Origin of the sequence: Arachnia propionica (genome assembly GCF_900637725.1) — a bacterium.
Lineage (GTDB): Bacteria > Actinomycetota > Actinomycetes > Propionibacteriales > Propionibacteriaceae > Arachnia > Arachnia propionica.
Genome location: NZ_LR134406.1, coordinates 290,385 through 308,028 on the forward strand (window position 1 = coordinate 290,385; position 17,644 = coordinate 308,028).

At 65.1% G+C, this 17,644-nt stretch carries 15 protein-coding genes; 3 read left to right on the top strand and 12 right to left on the bottom strand.

Translation table 11 applies throughout. The annotated features are described in order from the left end of the window. The first annotated feature begins 62 nt into the window (after positions 1 to 62). The gene (locus tag EL272_RS01310; RefSeq protein ID WP_014845403.1) at positions 63 to 833 is read left to right on the top strand and encodes a TetR/AcrR family transcriptional regulator; all 771 of its coding nucleotides are present in this window, start codon (positions 63 to 65) and stop codon (positions 831 to 833) included. Positions 834 to 1,012: 179 nt separating this feature from the next. Here the strand turns inward: EL272_RS01310 and EL272_RS01315 are convergent, their stop codons facing one another. From EL272_RS01315 to EL272_RS01330, 4 genes are all read right to left on the bottom strand, one after another. Further along, a complete protein-coding gene (locus EL272_RS01315) occupies positions 1,013 to 2,302 on the bottom strand; it encodes a glycosyltransferase (protein ID WP_014845404.1) in 1,290 nt (429 codons plus the stop codon). Positions 2,303 to 2,522: 220 nt separating this feature from the next. After that, complete coding sequence (locus tag EL272_RS01320) at positions 2,523 to 3,611, bottom strand: sodium/glutamate symporter (protein WP_197720285.1); 1,089 nt, start codon at positions 3,609 to 3,611, stop codon at positions 2,523 to 2,525. A 247-nt stretch (positions 3,612 to 3,858) separates the two neighbouring features. After that, positions 3,859 to 4,503 (bottom strand): response regulator, encoded by a 645-nt coding sequence (locus EL272_RS01325; RefSeq protein ID WP_061787307.1) that lies wholly within the window; start codon positions 4,501 to 4,503, stop codon positions 3,859 to 3,861. Continuing rightward, positions 4,500 to 5,660, bottom strand: a complete 1,161-nt coding sequence (locus tag EL272_RS01330; protein ID WP_061787306.1) for a sensor histidine kinase — start codon at positions 5,658 to 5,660, stop codon at positions 4,500 to 4,502. The genes EL272_RS01325 and EL272_RS01330 overlap by 4 nt, the downstream gene beginning before the upstream one ends. 155 nt (positions 5,661 to 5,815) lie before the next feature. On the opposite strand from EL272_RS01330, the gene EL272_RS01335 reads away from it, so the two are divergent. Continuing rightward, complete coding sequence (locus tag EL272_RS01335; protein WP_061787305.1) at positions 5,816 to 6,517, top strand: ABC transporter ATP-binding protein; 702 nt, start codon at positions 5,816 to 5,818, stop codon at positions 6,515 to 6,517. Positions 6,518 to 6,575: 58 nt separating this feature from the next. Beyond that, entirely contained in the window at positions 6,576 to 7,346 is a 771-nt protein-coding gene (locus tag EL272_RS01340) for a hypothetical protein (RefSeq protein ID WP_061787304.1), read from the top strand. Positions 7,347 to 7,397: 51 nt separating this feature from the next. On the opposite strand, the gene cydC is transcribed toward EL272_RS01340, so the two are convergent. The 8 genes from cydC to cydB form a co-directional block, all read right to left on the bottom strand. After that, positions 7,398 to 8,960, bottom strand: a complete 1,563-nt coding sequence (cydC, locus tag EL272_RS01345) for a thiol reductant ABC exporter subunit CydC (protein WP_061787303.1) — start codon at positions 8,958 to 8,960, stop codon at positions 7,398 to 7,400. Further along, the gene (cydD, locus tag EL272_RS01350; RefSeq protein WP_082793798.1) at positions 8,957 to 10,552 is read right to left on the bottom strand and encodes a thiol reductant ABC exporter subunit CydD; all 1,596 of its coding nucleotides are present in this window, start codon (positions 10,550 to 10,552) and stop codon (positions 8,957 to 8,959) included. The genes cydC and cydD overlap by 4 nt, the downstream gene beginning before the upstream one ends. Before the next feature lie 177 nt (positions 10,553 to 10,729). After that, positions 10,730 to 11,392: a hypothetical protein gene (locus EL272_RS01355; protein WP_073969992.1), complete on the bottom strand. Its 663-nt coding sequence runs from the start codon at positions 11,390 to 11,392 to the stop codon at positions 10,730 to 10,732. A 210-nt stretch (positions 11,393 to 11,602) separates the two neighbouring features. Beyond that, the gene (locus tag EL272_RS01360) at positions 11,603 to 12,265 is read right to left on the bottom strand and encodes a hypothetical protein (RefSeq protein ID WP_073969991.1); all 663 of its coding nucleotides are present in this window, start codon (positions 12,263 to 12,265) and stop codon (positions 11,603 to 11,605) included. 210 nt (positions 12,266 to 12,475) lie between these two features. Continuing rightward, complete coding sequence (locus EL272_RS01365) at positions 12,476 to 13,138, bottom strand: hypothetical protein (protein ID WP_073969990.1); 663 nt, start codon at positions 13,136 to 13,138, stop codon at positions 12,476 to 12,478. 11 nt (positions 13,139 to 13,149) lie between these two features. Then, entirely contained in the window at positions 13,150 to 16,026 is a 2,877-nt protein-coding gene (locus EL272_RS01370) for a hypothetical protein (RefSeq protein WP_123823932.1), read from the bottom strand. Further along, a complete protein-coding gene (locus EL272_RS01375) occupies positions 16,026 to 16,367 on the bottom strand; it encodes a hypothetical protein (RefSeq protein WP_014845413.1) in 342 nt (113 codons plus the stop codon). Before EL272_RS01375 ends, EL272_RS01370 begins: the two co-directional genes overlap by 1 nt. Positions 16,368 to 16,570: 203 nt before the next feature. Continuing rightward, complete coding sequence (gene cydB / locus EL272_RS01380; protein WP_014845414.1) at positions 16,571 to 17,635, bottom strand: cytochrome d ubiquinol oxidase subunit II; 1,065 nt, start codon at positions 17,633 to 17,635, stop codon at positions 16,571 to 16,573. Positions 17,636 to 17,644: the final 9 nt, after the last annotated feature.

Consider the following 17,644-nt stretch of genomic DNA (forward strand, 5'->3'; position numbering starts at 1 on the left):
TACGCATGCAGTGGTGGGTACACTGTACGCAGATGGATCTGTGTCGTCAACCAGGAGGTCGCATGCCCGATACGACACCACCTCGCTGGATTGCCCTGTCCTGGCAGCTTCGCGAGTCAACCCCCGTCACGGATGGACTCAGCATCGCTCGCATCGTCCAGGCGGGAATCGAGATCGCGGATGAGCACGGCTTGGGGGGGCTTTCCCTGCGCAAGCTCGGTGAACACCTCGGAGCGGGCACGATGGCCGCCTACCGGCACATGCGGTCCAAGGAGGAGCTGATTCACCTCATGGTCGATGTGGCATTCGGCCAGCCACCCGAGGGGATCATCGAGGCGACGGATTGGCGTACCGGCGTCAGGCTGTGGGCCGGCGGGATGGCGGAACGCTATCGCCAGCACTCATGGCTTCTTGACGCCCCCCTGGTGGCGATGTCGATGACCCCGAATCGACTGCTCTGGCTCGAACACATCCTGCGACCGCTCGGTGAGACCGGATTGGACATCCAGCATCTGCTCGACGCGGCATTGTTCGTCGATGGGCACGTCCGTCACGTCGCCTACCTGCGACGAGAGCTTCGCGCACGGACATCATCGTCCCCGCAGGTGATGCCCCCCTGGCTTTCCGCGCTGCTGGATGACGACTCTTTCCCAATGGCACGTCGCGTTTTCGCGGCCGGTCTGCTGGAGGACGGTGATGAGCAGGACATGGAGCACGGTCTCGACTGGATCATCGCAGGAATCGAAGCAAACAGCCCCAGGCCTGGCGAAAATGGCGGCAACAGGAAAGGTCGCGGCCACGGGGCAGCCGAGGCGCGTTCTGGCGTCGTGTAAACAGGCGCTCTTTGTGGAAACTGGTTGGCCCGGGTCGTGACGGAGCAATAGCCGTGTCGAAACCATGCAGCGAGTGAACGGCGGTCGGGTTCTACCTACCGGGCGCCGGTGATGGTTTCAACTCAGCCGTTCACGTGCCGGCCCAACCAGCTCCGGGGAAGGGAGGTTCGCGCCCCGGCTCAACCGGCCTGGGGGAGGGGGCGGCGCCGGGCGACCTGCTGGTAGATGCGAAGCATCTCCTGGGCCTGTGACTCAATCGTCCACTGGCCCGCCAGGCGGCGTGAGGTCTCGGAGGCGCGGGCCCGCCACTGGGGATCGGGCAGTTTCTCGATGATCCGCATGATGGCGGCCGCCAGAGACGCGGGGGTGGGGCTGGCGAGTTCGGCGTTCACTCCCGGTTCCAGCACCAGTTGCAGCTCCGGATCCACCGAGACGATCGGCAGGCCCGCCAGCGCCGCCTCGTGCAGGACCAGGGCCTGGGTGTCGGTCTGGCTGGGGAAGGCGTACAGGTCGCCCATCTCGTAGAACGCCCCCAGCGACTCGCGTTTCTGCTCGCCCGGCAGGATGATGTGGCCGCGCCGCCTGCCCGCGTCGAGGACCTTCGCGATCTTCGGATAACGCTGCCAGTCACCGACCACCATGAGCTGCGCATCCGGACACTGGGCGACGACCAGCTCGAACGCCTCGCACAGCAGCGGCAACCCCTTCTCCGGGGCGATGCGACCCACGTAGATCACCAACGGGCCCGGGCCGCGCGGCACCGGTGGGGGACCCGACGGCAGCGGGTCGACGCCGTTCGGCACCACGACCAGGTTCGCCTCCGGCGCCAGGGAAAGGCAACGGGCGGCGGTCTTCGGCGACGGCGACGTCACCAGATCCGCTGAATCCAGCATCTTCTTGCACAACCCCAGCAGCGTCGCCGTGGAGCGGCCCCGGTCGGCGAACCGGACCGCCGCGTCGCGCAGGTCGTTGGAGTTGAGGATCTCTCCGTGTGTCAGCCTCGCGAATGCCCGCACCACCCCGTGCAGCAGCGGCAGGACGGCGGCGTAGTGGTCGGCGTAGGCGTCGAAGTCGGTGTGCCAGGTCATCAGCATAGGCTTGTTCAGCCTCTTGGCCGCCCAGGTACCGAGCACCCCGACGGTGCCCAGCCCGTGGACGTGGATCACGTCGGGATCGAGTTGGCCGACCTGCTCGATGGTGCGTTCGAAATGCCTGCCGTTGGCGACCCGCGTGGGCATGTTCGGCACCCGCACCGACGGCAGCCGCAGCTCGACGCGGCCCTCCCGCCCCAGGTGCGGGTTCGGCCCCTTGGCCTTCGGTGCGACGACCACGACCTCGTGGCCGGCGTCGAGCAGGTTGCCCTCCAGCTGCTGAACGGCGAACATCAGACCGTTGCTGCCGGGACCGTAGTTGTCGGTGAACTGCGCAACCTTCAGGCGACGTGGTGAGTGCTCGGGGTCTTCGGTCACGCTCGACACTCTAGCCGAACCGCCCTCCACGTGGGTTTTCGCGCCCAAAATGCCCTGGTCCGAAGCTGGTTGAGCCGGTCGGCGAGCGGCAGCGAAAACCCGGATCATGGTTTGGGATGCCGTCTCGGTTTCCTCGATATCTTGGTGGACTTCATTCGGGTGCGGTACCCGAACGTGAGATTGGAGAGGGCACCAGGATCCAGGTTGAGAGGTCCCAGCCCTAGGCCTGCTGGGCGAGCCAGGCCTCACGGTCGCGTTGCTCCTTGGGGCCGAAGTGGAACAGCCCGGCCAGGACCGCAACGACGAAGACCGTCAGCATCACGAAAAACAGCGGCCACACGCCAGTGAGGTAGATGATCGGAATGGCCATCGCGGTGACGAGGCCACCGCCGAAGAAGGGTTCGAAGATGAGCTGCTTGTAGCCGAAGGCCTCGAAAGCGGGGGAGGAGGCGTCGGGGTCGGTGATGCGCATGAGGATTACGCCGGTGGCGGTGACGCCCATGGACTGGCCGAGGTCGCCGATGCCGCGTTCGAACCAGAAACGGCCGATGACGCGTGGCGTCAGCCACAGGAACAGGACCAGGTTGATGACGATGCCGCCCACCGAAAGGACGAGGAACGCCCCGAGGTTCTCTCCGACGGCCTTGATCGAGACGGTGGCGATGGCGGAGATGACGAGGAAGTCGAGGGCCCAGCCCTGGATGCGGAGCATCATCTGCGGGTCGATGACGTGGGAGACGCCCAGCGCCTTCGCGATCAGCTGGAGGATGACACCGCCGATCAGCGCCATGGGGAACAGCGGCACGTACGAGAAAATCTCCAGGGGAGTGTTCTCGCCGATCATGATGGAGGCGTAGGTCGCGTGTTCGATCCAGCGGAGGCCTTCGAGGATGAGCCAACCGATGAGGATCGCCAGCGCCATGATCGCGATGTGCAGGGACAGGGGCTCGACGGACGCGGGACGGCTGGTCATCTTCCCGGCGGAGTAGTACTCGTCCTTGCGGAACAGCCCGCGCTGTTCGTCGATCGAGAGCTGGACATCGTTCTTGAGGATCTCGGTCTTGCCGTTGCGCACACCCCAGTTGATGAGCGCAATGCCGACGATGATGCCGCTGACCAGGCCGACCGTCGCGATGCCAACCGCCAGGTCCGCGCCCTCGTTGAATCCGAGCCTGGTCATTACGTCGCGCATGCCGGTGGCGGTGCCGTGGCCGCCCTCGAAGCCGATCTCGATCAACCCTCCGGTCATCGGCGACGACCCGAAGAACGGCACGATGATCAGGGCCGAGCACCAGCAGAATGACTCCACCGACGATGGAACTCGGCAGGAAAAGTCGCTGCACCCACCGGACCTTGACGCGAATCATCTTTCCGATCAGCAAACCCACGCTGAGGATCAGCAGAGAGAAACCAACGCTCTGGGAACTCAAGTCATCACCTCACAGTTCCTGAAGTACCGGGTCACCCTACCCTGTCGTGGCCGAGCAACACGTGGCGTGGCAAATCGGGTGTGCGGCGCCTTCAGGCAGCGGCGCATCACACGGGTCACGCTGGTTTCACAGGCCCGCGTCGCGGATGATCATGGCGGCGGAGACCCGGTTGTCGACGCCCAATTTGACGAACAAGCTGGTCAGATGGGATTTGACCGAGGCGAGGCTCAGGTGCAGGCGGGTGCCGATCTGGTTGTTCGTAAGCCCCTGGGTCATCAGGACGGCGACCTCGCGTTCGCGTTCGGTCAGGGCGGCGACCAGGGCCCGGGCCGACGGGTCCCCCGCGGCCGGCGCATCGGTGGCGACGGTGATGAGGGTGCGGGTCACGTCGGGGGCCAGGACGTTCTCGCCCGCGGCCACCCGCTGGATGGCCTCGACCAGGCGGGCCGGGTCGGCGTCCTTGAGCAGGAAGGCGTCCGCTCCGAGTTTCAGGGCCCGCACCACGTAGTCGTCGGTGTTGAAGGTGGTCAGCACGATGACCCGCGGCCGCGTCTGCCAGCCGCGCAACTCCTCCAGGGTTGCGAGCCCGTCGAGACCCGGCATCCGCACGTCCAGCAGCACGACGTCGACGGGCCGGTCGCGCAGTTTCGTGAGCGCCTCGGCGCCGTCGCCCGCCTGCCAGGCCACGTCGATGCCGTCCTCCCCCTTCAGGATGAAGTTCAATCCGGTGCGGACCATCGGGTCGTCATCGACCAGGGCGACGGTGATCATGCTGTTCCTTCGGGAGCGTAGGGAAGTGTTGCCTCCAGTATGAATTCTCCCCCCTCGATGCCGTGGGAGAGGTCACCGCCGACCAGATCGACGCGTTCGGCGATGCCGACGAGCCCGAGCCCCGAACCCGACCGGTCGGGCTGTGCGAGGTCCGCCAGGCGATTCCTCACGACCACTCGGAGACGGTCGGCGGTGGTTTCCAGCGACAGGGCCACCGGCGCTCCGGGGGCGTGTTTGCGGGCATTGGTGAGGCCCTCCTGGACGATCCGGTAGGCATGGCGGGACACCCGGTCGGGCACCTCCGCCGGGTCCCCGTCCAACTCCACCGCCACCTGCTGCCCGGCCGAGCGGGCATCCGCCAGCAGGGCGTCGAGCCCCGAGAGGGTCGGCTGGGGTGGTTCGGGTGGCGCCGCGTTGCCGCGCAGCCGGGCCAGCATGGCGCGCAACTCGTCGAGGGAGGACTGCGCGTTGGTCTGGATCGCCCGGGCCAGGTCACCGGCCTCGCCCTGCTCGGAGCGCATGTGGTGCGCCAGCGCGCCCGCGTGCAGGGCGATGAGGGAGATCCGGTGGGCGACGACGTCGTGCATCTCGCGGGCGATCCGTTCGCGCTCGAGGAGCCTGGCCTCGTTGAGCTGCGCCTCCCAGGCGTCCTGCCGGGCCGCCTGCGCCGCTGCCCGCTGCTGGTTGGCGTCGGTGGTGCTGCGGCCGAGCAGCCCGACGAGCAGTGCGATGACCACCCCGGTGGCGGAGATGAGCACCTCGACCCGGACCGCGGAGCCGCCCGAGGCGTCGTGCAGCATGACGACCGACTTGGCCGCGACGAGAACGCAGGCCACGGCGATCGCGTCGATCCCCTTGCGGTGCCGGGCGATGTGGGCCTGCGCGGCCATCGCGGGGCCGAACACCGCGGGAGACAGCAGCCACAGCCCGGCCAGGGAGACCGCGACCGGTATCGGGGCGCGACGCAACCACACCAGCAGGAGCATCGCGACCAGCCCCGGGCCCAGGAGCAACACGGCCCGTCCGGGATCCAGGTGGTGCGACGGGTTGATCAGGGGGATCACCAACGGCGGGCAGTAGTACAGGAAACCGAGCGCGGCCACTGCCCAGGCCACCGGGCCGATACCGGGGCGTGCCGCGTCGGTGGAATCGCTCATGCGATCAGCCTTTCACGTCCGGCCGGTGGCAGTCGCCAGCCGATGGGCCAGGGTGTCTCAGCCGATGGGCCAGCGCGACCACTGGCCGGACGGAACCGGATCACCGGCCGGTTGCCCGATGTGGGATCCCGGATGGTTCCGGTGGAGTTGGTGCCATGCTCGAACTGACTCATGTGACCAAACGTTTCGGATCCGTCCTCGCCCTCGACGATGTGACCTTCACCGTCCCCTCCGGCCAGATCGTCGGTTTCCTCGGCCCGAACGGGGCCGGAAAGTCCACCTGCCTGCGCATCCTGACCGGGCTGGTGACCCCGGACGAGGGAGGCGCAACAGTGGGCGGCGTGCGCTACGCCGATCTGCCCAACCCGGCCGCGACCGTCGGGTCGCTGCTGAGCGCCGAGGGATTCCACCCGGGACGCAGCGGCCTGGAGACCCTGCGGATGGCGGCGCTCACCCTGGGGTTGCCGCGGCGCCGGGTGGGGGAGGTGCTGGCCGAGGTCGGCTTGTCGGACGCGGAGGCCCGGCGTCGCGTCGGCGCCTACTCGCTGGGCATGAGGCAGCGGCTCGGGGTGGCCCAGGCGCTGCTCGGCGACCCGCAGGCGCTGATCCTGGACGAACCGGCCAACGGCCTCGACCCGCAGGGCCAGCGGTGGCTCTCCGGCCTGCTCCGGAGCCGCGCCGCCCGCGGCTGCGCGGTGCTGCTGAGCAGCCACCAGCTCCACGAGGTTTCGCGCCTGGCCCATCGCGTCGTGATGATCGGCGGCGGGCGCCTGCTCGCCGACCACACCACCGGCGACGGCACCGATCTCGAGGAGCAGTACTTCGCCCTGACCTCCGGCACCGACCGCGCCGCCTGACCCCTCCCCGATCCTCGCTACCCACCACCATCCCGATACTCGCCCGAAAGGCATCACCATGACACTGACCAGTTCCCCCGAACTTACCGCCGCGACCCGCACCCCGTCTCCCCTGACGCTGACCCGCACCGTCGCCGTCGAGGCCCGCAAGGTGACCAACACGGTCTCCGGCAAGGTGTTGCTGCCTCTCGGGGCGGCGCTGATGGCGGTTTTCGGCCTCGGCCGTGCATTCCTCCCGGCCGCTGACATCACCTTCGGCCGCATCGCCACCACCGCCTGCATCCCGGGGTCGTGGGTCATCATGGCGGCCTCGGTTCTGCTCATCAGCGGCGAGTTCACCCGGCGGGAGGCCGCCGTCACGTTCACCCTCGACCCGCGCCGCGGCCGGGTGCTGGCCGCGAAGGCCGTCGTGGCCATGGGGTTGGCGCTCGCCGCCGCCTGCTGGGCGCTGATCGTCGCCGGAGTTGCGTACCTGCTCGCCCCCGCCCTCGCCGGTGTCACGCTTCCCCCCGACCTCGAACCGGGCCGCATCGCCGTGGTTTTCGGGGGGCTCGTCTTCACGGCCCTGGCGGGGCTGGCCCTCGGACTGCTCACCCGCAACGCCGTGGCACCCATCGTCGTGATGCTGGTGTGGCCCACCGTCTCGATGCTGGTCGCACGGTCCTCGGAGGTCGCGCAGAAGATCATCGCCTGGATCGACATCGAGCCGGTGGCCGCGCTGTTCCATTCCTCCGCCCAGGCGTGGGCCCAGCTCGGCACCTCGGTGCTGGCCTGGATCGTCCTGCCCGGCGCGATCGGCGCCTGGCGGCTGTTCCGCGGGGACCTGTGACCCGTCACCTGGCCGTTCCCGGTCCCGGACGCGCTGCGTCCGGGACCGCCGTCACGCCAGGTGCAGTTCCCGGTCGCAGGCCGCGACCACTGCCGGGTCGTGGCTGATGACCAGCACCGCCCGCCCCTCGCAGGCCCGCCACACGTCGCTCATCAGGGCCTCGGCGGTGGCCTGGTCGAGGTGCTCGGTGGGTTCGTCGAGGATCCACAGATCGCGGTCGGCCACCAGCAGCCTCGCCAGGGCCAGGCGGCGGCGTTCCCCGCCGGAGAGGGTGCCGCCGTCCTCCCCGACGAGCCGGCCGGGATCCAGCGGCAGGCCGGCGCGGTGCAGGGCGTCGCGGACCTGCTCGTCGGTGGCGTCCTTGTTGCCGATCCGCACGTTCTCGGCGACGGAGGTGGTGAAGATGTGGGCGTCCTGGGCCAGGTACCCGACCCGGCCGCCCCGCCGCACCGTGCCCGCGTGAGGCGGGATCAGCCCCATGGCGGTCACCGCCAAGGTGGTTTTGCCGATGCCGGAGGCGCCGGTGCAGGCCACCTTCTCCCCGGGTTTCACCACCAGGTCGAGGCCGTTTCGGAGCACCGGGGCGCCGGGCCAGCCGATGGCCACGCCGTCGAGTTCCAGTCCGGGGCCGGCCTCCCCGTCCGGGACGACGTCACCGGTGCCGACCGGGTCGGCGTCGAGAATCTCCCGGACGCGGGCCAGGGAGGAGCGGGTGCGGGTCCACGTCTGGGCGGCCGCCACGAACGTCGCCAGCACCTCGTGCAGGGCAAGCGGCACCAGCGCCAGGACCGCCAGGAAGGTGGGGTGCATGGTCCCGGAGGCGACGGCGGGACCGCCGATCGCCAGTCCCGCGACCACGGCACCTCCTGCGGCGAGCACCTGCGCCGAGGTGGCCACGCCCCGCACCCACGCGCCGCGCGCCTCCAGCCGTTTCAGGCGGTCGTCGACCTCCAGCAGCCTCGCCAGGGAGGTGTGTTCGGCGCCGTAGGCGACCAGGTCGGGGGCGGTGCGGGCCACTTCACGGACGGCGTCGGCGAGTTCCCCGCGGGTCGGGGCGGCGTCGTGGTCGGCGGCCAGGGTGGCGCGCTGCGCGAACAGCGGCACCACGACTCCGGCCAGCAGGGTGGTGGCGAACAGCGCCACCCCCGCCCACGGCGAGATGACCGCGATCCCAACCGAAGCGCCGGTGATCACCAGCAGGCCCGATGCGACGGGAATCAGCACCCTCACCACGACGTCGGTGACGGCCTCGGTGTCGGCGACCACCCGGGTCAGCAGGTCGCCGCGGCGGGCGCCGATCAGGGTGGTGCGGGCCAGCGAGTCGTAGGTGCGCATCCGCAGCCCCGACTGCATCCGCAACGCGACGTCGTGCCCGACGAGACGCTCCACGTAACGGAACACCCCACGCGAGATCGCGAAGGTCCGCACCCCCACGGCCGGGGCCTGGAGGTACAGCACGGGGGGCAGCAGGGCTGCGAAACTGATCAGCCACGCGGAGACCCCCATCAGCGCCACCGACGACGCCGACGCCGCGACGGCCAGCAGCACCGCCAGCCCCAGGCGCAGCCGACCCAGTGGGATGGCGCGGATCAGGTCCGTGAGCAGCCCCCTCACAGCCTCACCACCTCGTCGGCGGCCGCCAGCACTGCGCTGCGGTGGCTGACCACCAGCGCACCCGCCCCCGAGTCGCGCACGGCGCGGATCACGGCCGCCTCGGCGTCCGCGTCGAGCCCCGCGGTGGGTTCGTCGAGGATCAGCAGCCGTGCCCCGCCGTGCCGGATCCGGATCAACGCCCGGGCCAGCGCCACCCGTCGCCGCTCCCCGGCCGACAGGCCCTCGCCGTCGTCGCCGACGGGTTTGCAGAGGGGGAAATCGGCCCCGGCGTCGCGCAGGGCGGCTGCGAGTTCCGTATCCGGGACGCCGGGATGCCCCAGGGCGACGTTGTCGCCGACGGTGCCGGTCACCATGCCGGGATTCTGCCCGACCCAGGCGGTGCGGGCCCGCCACCGCGTGACGTCGAGGCCGGTCAGGTCGGTCCCGTCGATCAGGACCCGGCCGGAGTCGGGGCGTTGGAAACCCATCACCAGGCCCAGGGCCGTGGATTTCCCGCCTCCCGAGGCCCCGGTGAGGGCCACCACGCGACCCTCCGGCACGTCTAGGGACAATCCGGTGACGGCGGGGGTGGTGGTTCCCGGCCAGGTGAAGGTGACCTCCTCCAGGGTCAGCCGCGACCCCTCGGGAAGGCCACCGCCGCCGGGTTCGTCTCCCAGCTCGATCAGGTCGAGGGCGGCGTTCGCGGCGGCCACGCCGTCGGCGGAGTCGTGGAAGTGAACCCCCACCTGCCGCACTGGCAGGAAGGCCTCGGGGGCGAGGATCAGCACGAACAGGGCGGTCTCGAAGGGCATTTCGCCGCCGGCGAGCCGGAATCCCACGGTCACCGCCACGAGCGCCACCGACAGCGACGCCAGCAGCTCCAGTGCGAACGAGGACAAGAAGGCGGTGTAGAGAACCTTGATGGTCTGGCCGCGGAACTGTTCTTCCGTGATTTCCAGGCCCCTGCGCTGGGCCCGGGCGCGTGCGAAGGCCTGGAGGGTCGGCAGGCCCTGGATGAGGTCGGCGAAGTGGTTGGCCAGTTTGTCGGCGCGCGTGAAGGCGCGGCGGGTCGCGGCCTGCGTGGTCCAGCCGATCAGGGCCATGAAGACGGGCACCAGCGGCAGCGTGAACGCGACGATTAGGGCGCTCGGCCAGTCGGCCAGCAGCAGCACCCCACCGACCAGGAAGGGCACGCTCGCCGCCAGGCCGAGCTGCGGCAGATATTTGGAGAAGTAGCCGTCCAGCGCGTCGAGGCCGGTGGTGGTGACCTTCGTCAGCGTCGCGGATGAGGCCACCGGGCGGATCAGGTGCGCGGCGAGCACGTCGCGCCGCAGCCGCGACTTCACTGCCGCCGCGGAGCGGTGCGCCAGCACCGAGTTGACCCAGGCCAGCAGGCCGCGCGCCGCGAAGATGGCGAGCAGCAGCACCAGGGTGGGCAGCCAGTCGCCGGGCAGCGCCCGGTAGGTGAGGACGATCGCGACGGTGCGCGCCAGCAACCACGCCTGGGCGATCACCAGCCCCGAGGTCAGGATGCCGACGAGAACCGAGGCGACCAGGTAGTTCCTGGTCGCCCCGGCGCGTTTCAGGAGTCTGGGCTCCACGGGTCCGGGCATGCGGACAAGGATAGGAGGTTCGCCACGAGGCTGTGTTAATCGGACGGTTGCGATGGCGGCGAAATCATTTGCCGCAGGCTGGTTGAGCTGACTAGCGACGGGGGAACTCCCGCGCCGAAACTTTCCGAGTTCTGACGGTGACTAATGGTTTTGTCGTGTTGGATGGGTGGTTGTGTGTCAGCATGGGTAGTTTGAGTCTTCTGCTTTGGAGCAGCTGAAGGTTGGTGGGGTGTCGACCCATCTGGTGGTTTCGAGGGCTGTGAGGAGTTCTGGGGCTATGTCGGTTTCTCCGGGGGCGGAGCAGATGTGGAAGTTCCACATTCCTTCGGGGCGTCTTACGTGCCATAGCTGGCATGCGTGGACTTCTCCCTTGTCCGTTGTCAGGGTGTACGCTGAACCTGCTGCGTATTCGCCGCCAATTGTCCGGGATCCCATGGACCGGGCATCGCTGATATCTCTGTGATGTGCGCCTTCGTTGGCTAGCCATGCGTCGCGGTATGCGTCAACATCCACCATCCCGGTCTCGGGTGAAAACTTCACATGATCGCTGTACTTGCGAAGTTCGTCGTTTGAGAGGGAACCAATGGATATGCCTTCCCTATCTCCTTTTTTGTAGCTTTCCCGGACCACGATGGTGTCATAGGGTGTGCGGGGGTAGGCCAGCAGCCATCCTTTTGGGGGGTCGATCACAACGGTCCAGCGAGGCGTCGTCTCCGTCTCCGTAATGGAATCCGTGGCTGCGGTGGTCGGGTCGGGTGCAGGGGTTTCGGCCGAGCATCCCGGCAAAACCATGGTGAGAATCAGGGCGGCCGAGAAAATGCCGGAAATTGGTTTGCTCATTTCATTCGACCTATCTGGGATGTTTCCCGACTTGTGACATGGAGGCTTATTTACAGGCATCCTCAAATCTGCCCTGACCGGGGGATCAGTGGTTGACGTGGCGTATATGAACAAGTCTCATGGTGGCGGTGCCGTTCACGAAACGTTTAGCATTTCATTGAGTTCCGATGGCGGCGAATGGTTTTGTCTTGTTGTTTGGGTGGTTGTGTGTCAGCATGGGTAGTTTGAGTCTTCTGCTTTGGAGCAGCTGAAGGTTGGTGGGGTGTCGACCCATCTGGTGGTTTCGAGGGCTGTGAGGAGTTCTGGGGCGATGTCGGTTTCTCCGGGTGCGGAGCAGATGTGGAAGTTCCACATTCCTTCGGGGCGTCTTACGTGCCATAGCTGGCATGCGTGGACTTCTCCCTTGTCCGTTGTCAGGGTGTACGCTGAACCTGCTGCGTGTTCGCCGCCAATTGTCCGGGATCCCATGGACCGGGCATCGCTGATCTCTCTGAAGCGTACGCCTTCGTCGGCTAGCCATGCGTCGCGGTATGCATCAACATCCACCATCCCGGTCTCAGGTGAAAACTTCACATTATCGCCATGCTTGCGAAGCAGGTCGTTTGAGAGGGCGCTAATGAATGCGCCTTCCGGGTCTCCTTTTTTGTAGCTTTCCCGGACCACGATGGTGTCATAGGAGAAGCGGGGGTAGAACAGCAGCCATCCCTTCGGGGGGTCGATCACAACGGTCCAGCGAGGCGTCGTCTCCGTCTCCGTAATGGAATCCGTGGCTGCGGTGGTCGGGTCGGGTGCAGGGGGTTCGGCCGAGCATCCTGGTAGGGCTACGAAGAGGGCCAGGGCGGCCGAGAAAATGCCGGAAATTGGTTTGCTCATTTCATTCGACCTATCTGGGATGTTTCCCGACTTGTGATATGGAGGCTTATTTACAGGCATCCTCAAATCTGCCCTGACCGGGGGATCAGTGGTTGACGTGGCGTATATGAACAAGTCTCATGGTGGCGGTGCCGTTCACGAAACGTTTAGCATTTCATTGAGTTCCGATGGCGGCGAATGGTTTTGTCGCGTTGGAAGGGGGGTTGTGTGTCAGCATGGGTAGTTTGAGTCTTCTGCTTTGGAGCAGCTGAAGGTCGGTGGGGTGTCGACCCATCTGGTGGTTTCGAGGGCTGTGAGGAGTTCTGGGGCTATGTCGGTTTCTCCGGGTGCGGAACAAACGTAGAAGTCCCACAATCCTTCGGGGCGTCCCACCATCCAAAACTGGCACGCGTGGACCTCGCCTTTTCTCGTTGTGACTGTGTATGCAGAACCTGCTGCGTATTCGCCGCCAATCGTCCGGGACCCCATGGACCGGGCATCACTGATATACCTATCGTGCATGCCTGTGTCGGTTAGCCATGCGTCACGGTATGCATCAACATCTAGTTTCCCGGTCTCGGGTGAAAGCTTCAGTGGGCCGTCATATTTGCGAAGTTCGTCGTTTGAGAGGGAGCCAATGGATATGCCTTCTCGATCTCCCTGTTTGTAGCTTTCCCGGACCACGATGGTGTCATAGGGTGTGCGGGGGTAGGCCAGCAGCCATCCTTTTGGGGGGTCGATCACAACGGTCCAGCGAGGCGTCGTCTCCGTCTCCGTAATGGAATCCGTGGCTTCGGTGGTTGGGTCGGGTGCGGGGGTTTCGGCCGAGCATCCCGGTAGGGCTACGAAGAGGGCCAGGGCGGCCGAGAAAATGCCGGAAATTGGTTTGCTCATTTCAATTCGACCTATTTGGGATGTTTGCGGAGGTAATCGTTTGCGTTCTTGCGATTGGACTCCGCCATGGTCATTGCATCGCTCGGGGCTGTCGCCAGATCTCTGGCGTTGGTGTTGTTTATTATCCAATTCTCGAACTCCCCCCGCTCGTTGGTCTTTTTGTCGCGATCCTCGTTGGTCTTCTTGTCAGTATCCTCGTTTATGCTCAAGGTTTCGTATGGTTTCAGGTTACCCGTGCCATCAACGAAGCTGGCGGCCTTCAAGTTGGAATCCTCTGTGGGGAAAATAATCTGCTCACTGCCATCTTTGGTTTTCAGGTGCTCGCTTTTTGCGATAGTGTTGTACATCCCCGCGTTCATCTCTTCCCGAGCGGCAGCATTTTGTGCCCCTTGTCCTTCTGTGTAAGGGATTTTTTGAACGTTGTTGGTGGGGAAGGTTTGTTCGAGGAATGGGGGAAGGCCTTGGTTTTCGCCCTGGCCAATGGCATATTTCAAGAGTTTTTTTCCATCCCCGATGAGCTCCGCGTAGGGGATGGCCTTCACCACGGTCCCGATTCCATCCTGCCACGCCTTGTTCCGGTCATCCATTGCCTGCATCACCGCCTGGTTGGCGTCCGCGTCGGCCACGTAGAGGGCATTCATCAACGGAGCCCACTTCTTGGCGGTCTGTATGAGCTGCTTATCCCGCTCGGAGGGATTATCGATGCTATCTGCCTTGAAGAGATTATTCACATAGCCCTCGCGGGCGGCCATGCGGAGCACGTCGAGCGCCGGGCGCCTACCACCCTCATAGACGTCATCAAATTTGTTTTTCGGATTGCGCGTATCAACAATCTTCGGGTTGTCGAACGCAAGATCTTGGAAAATTCCGCCACGCGCCACGAACCTGTTCGCATCCCTGATGCCGAATTTGATTTCTGCGTGTCCAGTAACGTTCTGTACTGATCCGCTCTCATCGTTGGATGCACCGGAACCGACCAGGGTGAGGGAATTCGACACGCCCTCCACATGTGGGGCGATGATCGTTCCCGCCCACGAGCGCAACCGCGAATTGGTGTGCCCATAAATATCTTGGCCATTGACATCATCCCGGATCTCGGGATAACTATTGTCATGGTTCTTGTCAAGACCGTCCTGGTAGCCCAGCATGAAATTCCCGGCAATCCCGGCGCGCCTCTCGTCGTCCAGTTTGCGAGCATCAAAAGCTTCCTTGGCCTTCACGTAGTCCGGATCCGTCTCCCCTTCAGGATAATCACCCGCCTTGGGGGCGTGAAAATCGGCTTCCAAGTCCGGGAGGCTGGCATCCGCAACCATGTCTCCAAATGCCTCACCGCCATCCTGAAACCCCAAAAAAGGGAATTCGTTTCCTGTGCGATGTCCCGTCAGGTACCGGGTCATGTCCATCTGCGCGCCATCAGTCTCGAAAGGAGTATCCGAGGTCAGGAACTTGCGCAAGGCAATCAAACGAGCCTTTTCGACATCAACCGGCGCCCCTTCCTCCACGCCGTGAAGAGCGTCAGGAGTGTCCGACAACATGTACATCGAATGCATCGGATCGAGGATCGACGCATCATCACCGACCAGCAACTGCCTGGCCTTCGGCGGCAACTGGCCTGTCCGCCAAGCGAGCTCGCCCTGCTGGGTGGCGTGATCCCACGCCACGAGTTTCTGGGCGAGCGATGAACCATCCGGATCAGTGTAGAAACGTTCCCCCAGCGTCAGGTTCGGATTCACCTGCCCCGCAGCGCCCACAAGCTGCGAAAAAATCGAGTTCCCATCAATTGAATCAAGTGTACTTGGGTGACGTTCATTGCCGCGTTCCTTGAATGAATAAGAGGAGGAGCCGGCCGTCTCGAAATCATTCAACTGATCGGCAACCATCTGGTCTACCGTTCGCCCCTGCTTTCCCAGCAACCCCGCGCGCGCAGCCAAGAAAGACTCCTGATCCGCGGCGGTGGCAGAATCGAGGTTGGTTCCACCAGTCGACAGGGCAACGGCCGCCCCCAGCTGCCTCAAAATAGCATTACGCGCCTCCGCCTGCTTACCATCAGAACCCTCAGAACCCGGGGAAATCCGAAGAGCGAACCGGTAAACATCGTCCGCCGTCACCTCGTCCATCAGGGCATTTGCGATGAACGGATTCGACAACATGCCCGCGTACTTGTCGTGGAAAGCCTTGATGTCTTCGTTCGTCAGATTGGGATTCCTGATCATGCTGGCGATCTCCGGTGCTATCTTTTGCGCATTCTCCCATTCGTTGTGGCCATCGAGCACGGGAATGTCGTTGAACAGCGCCGCGCCGACCTGTTCCCGCGAGCCCTGCTTCGACGGCTCCACCAGGTCGTTGATCGCGGTCAGCATGCTGTTGGCGGTCTGGAGGGCCACCTGATCGAGGTTCTCCATCGCGGTCCTGTACTCCGCAACAATCCCGTTCAGGTCATCCTCAAGATTCTTCGTCAGGCGATTCTTCTCCAAAAACAGATCCCCTGCGGCCAGCAGGTCACTGTTCCCGGCAGCGGCATCGATCTTCTCCTCGAGATCGGCAACAGCATTGTCATACACCCGGATCGCGTTGTTGTATCGATCTCGTAGATCAGGCACCGTTCTGGTGATCGCCACCCCCACCGCCTCCGACCAAGTCTTCAACACCTTAACCGGGGAATTCAACGCCTCCGCGAACTGTTTTGCGTGTCCGGAGAGTTTCTGGATCGACCCGGTGTAGGCATCCTTCGACTCACCAACCCACTCGGGTACCCTGTCCTGCGGACAGTCGTACACCTGCGTAGCCTCGATCATGGCCTTCGTATTGGCAAGGTGAGCAGCCAGATCCCACGAGGCCTCCCGAACGTCCGGAGGCAGCGGCATCACATCCTCAGCACCACCAGTCATCACCGGCCCCCTTCCATTCTCGCCTTCAACCTCTGGAACCTCTCATCGTTGAAGGCCTCCGTCTCATCATTGTTCGAAATGGCCGTTTCCTGCCCCGATCCCAACAGGGCACACGCATCCGAGAACTCCTGCGCCATCCAACGCACCACCGTGGTCACCTGCGACGCCGCCGCACCCAGCTTGCCGGTGCCCTCATTGGATCCCGCAGGCAGCGGCAACGCAACCCCTCCGGGGGTCGCGGAACTCGTCTGTGCACCGATCTGCCCGAAGAAGTCCGCGTCCTCCCAGTCCTTCTTCGCGTTGATACCCACAGCTGAACGATTGAATTCGATATCAGCCACCACTGTCTCCCGTCGATCAGCGCAGCAACAAGACATACACTACCGACCCCGGCCACACCCCGCCAGAAAAACCGGAGGAAACTTCTGGGTAATGTTCCTGAGCGCCGGTTGCCCGGTTCCCACACGAACCCGTTCCTCCGGCCCCCGGTTCAACCAGCCGTGGGAAGCGGGATGTCCAGCTGGTGGCAGGAGGTGGCAGGAGATTAGTAGACGATCTTGTCCGGGATGTTCTTGGTGCTGATGCGCCTGCTGAACACCCAGTAGCTCCACGCCTGGTAGGCCAGCACGATGGGCACGAAGATCACGGCCGCCCAGGTCATGATCGTCAGGGTCGTCTCGGAGCTGGCGGCGGTGACGATGTTGAGGCGGGCCGCCACCGGCTGCGACTCGTCCTGCGCGAACCCCAGGTTGCCGTACATCCGCACGAACAGTCCCGCGACCATCGCGAGGATTGACAGGCCACCCAGCACGAAACCCCAGCCCTCCCGTTCCCGGTGGGCGGTCATGAACACCGACGCGGCCAGCGCGACCACGGCGACCGCGGCCGTGACCCACCCGAGTGCGGCGAAGTTCCCGAACTCGGAAGCTGCGGGCCAGAACACGTGCTGGCAGACCACGAAGACCGCCAGCAGCCCAACGATCGGCCAACCCCAGGTGCGCACGAACCCGCGGGCGCGGTCGTGGATCTCGCCGCGCGACTTCAACGCCAGGAAGGTGGCGCCGTGCACCATGAACAGGGCGACGAACAACACCCCGCCCAGCAGCGCGAACGGACCGAACAACCCGAAGAAACTGCCGTTCCACAGCTTCCCGTCGTTGGCCAGGCCGATCGCGAAATTCGCGAACCCGACGCCAAGCACCAAGGCCGCCGTCAGCGACCCGTAGGTGGCGAAGACATCGAACATGTTGCGCCACTTGGCGTTGGGATGCTTGGAGCGGTACTCGAACGCCACCCCGCGCAGGATCAGCCCCACCAGCACCAGCAGCAGCGGCAGGTAGAGCCCGGAGAACAAGGTGGCGTACCAGCCGGGGAAGGCCGCGAAGGTGGCGCCGCCCGCGGTCAGCAGCCACACCTCGTTGCCGTCCCAGGTGGGGCCGATGGTGTTGACCATCACGCGGCGTTCCTTGTCGTTTCGACCGAGCACGGGCAGGAGCATGGCGACGCCGAAGTCGAAGCCCTCCAGGAAGAAGAAGCCGATCCACAAAACGGCGATCAGCAGGAACCAGACGACGTTCAGCGCCGGGACGGCGGTTTCAAGCAGAGGCATGTCAACTCT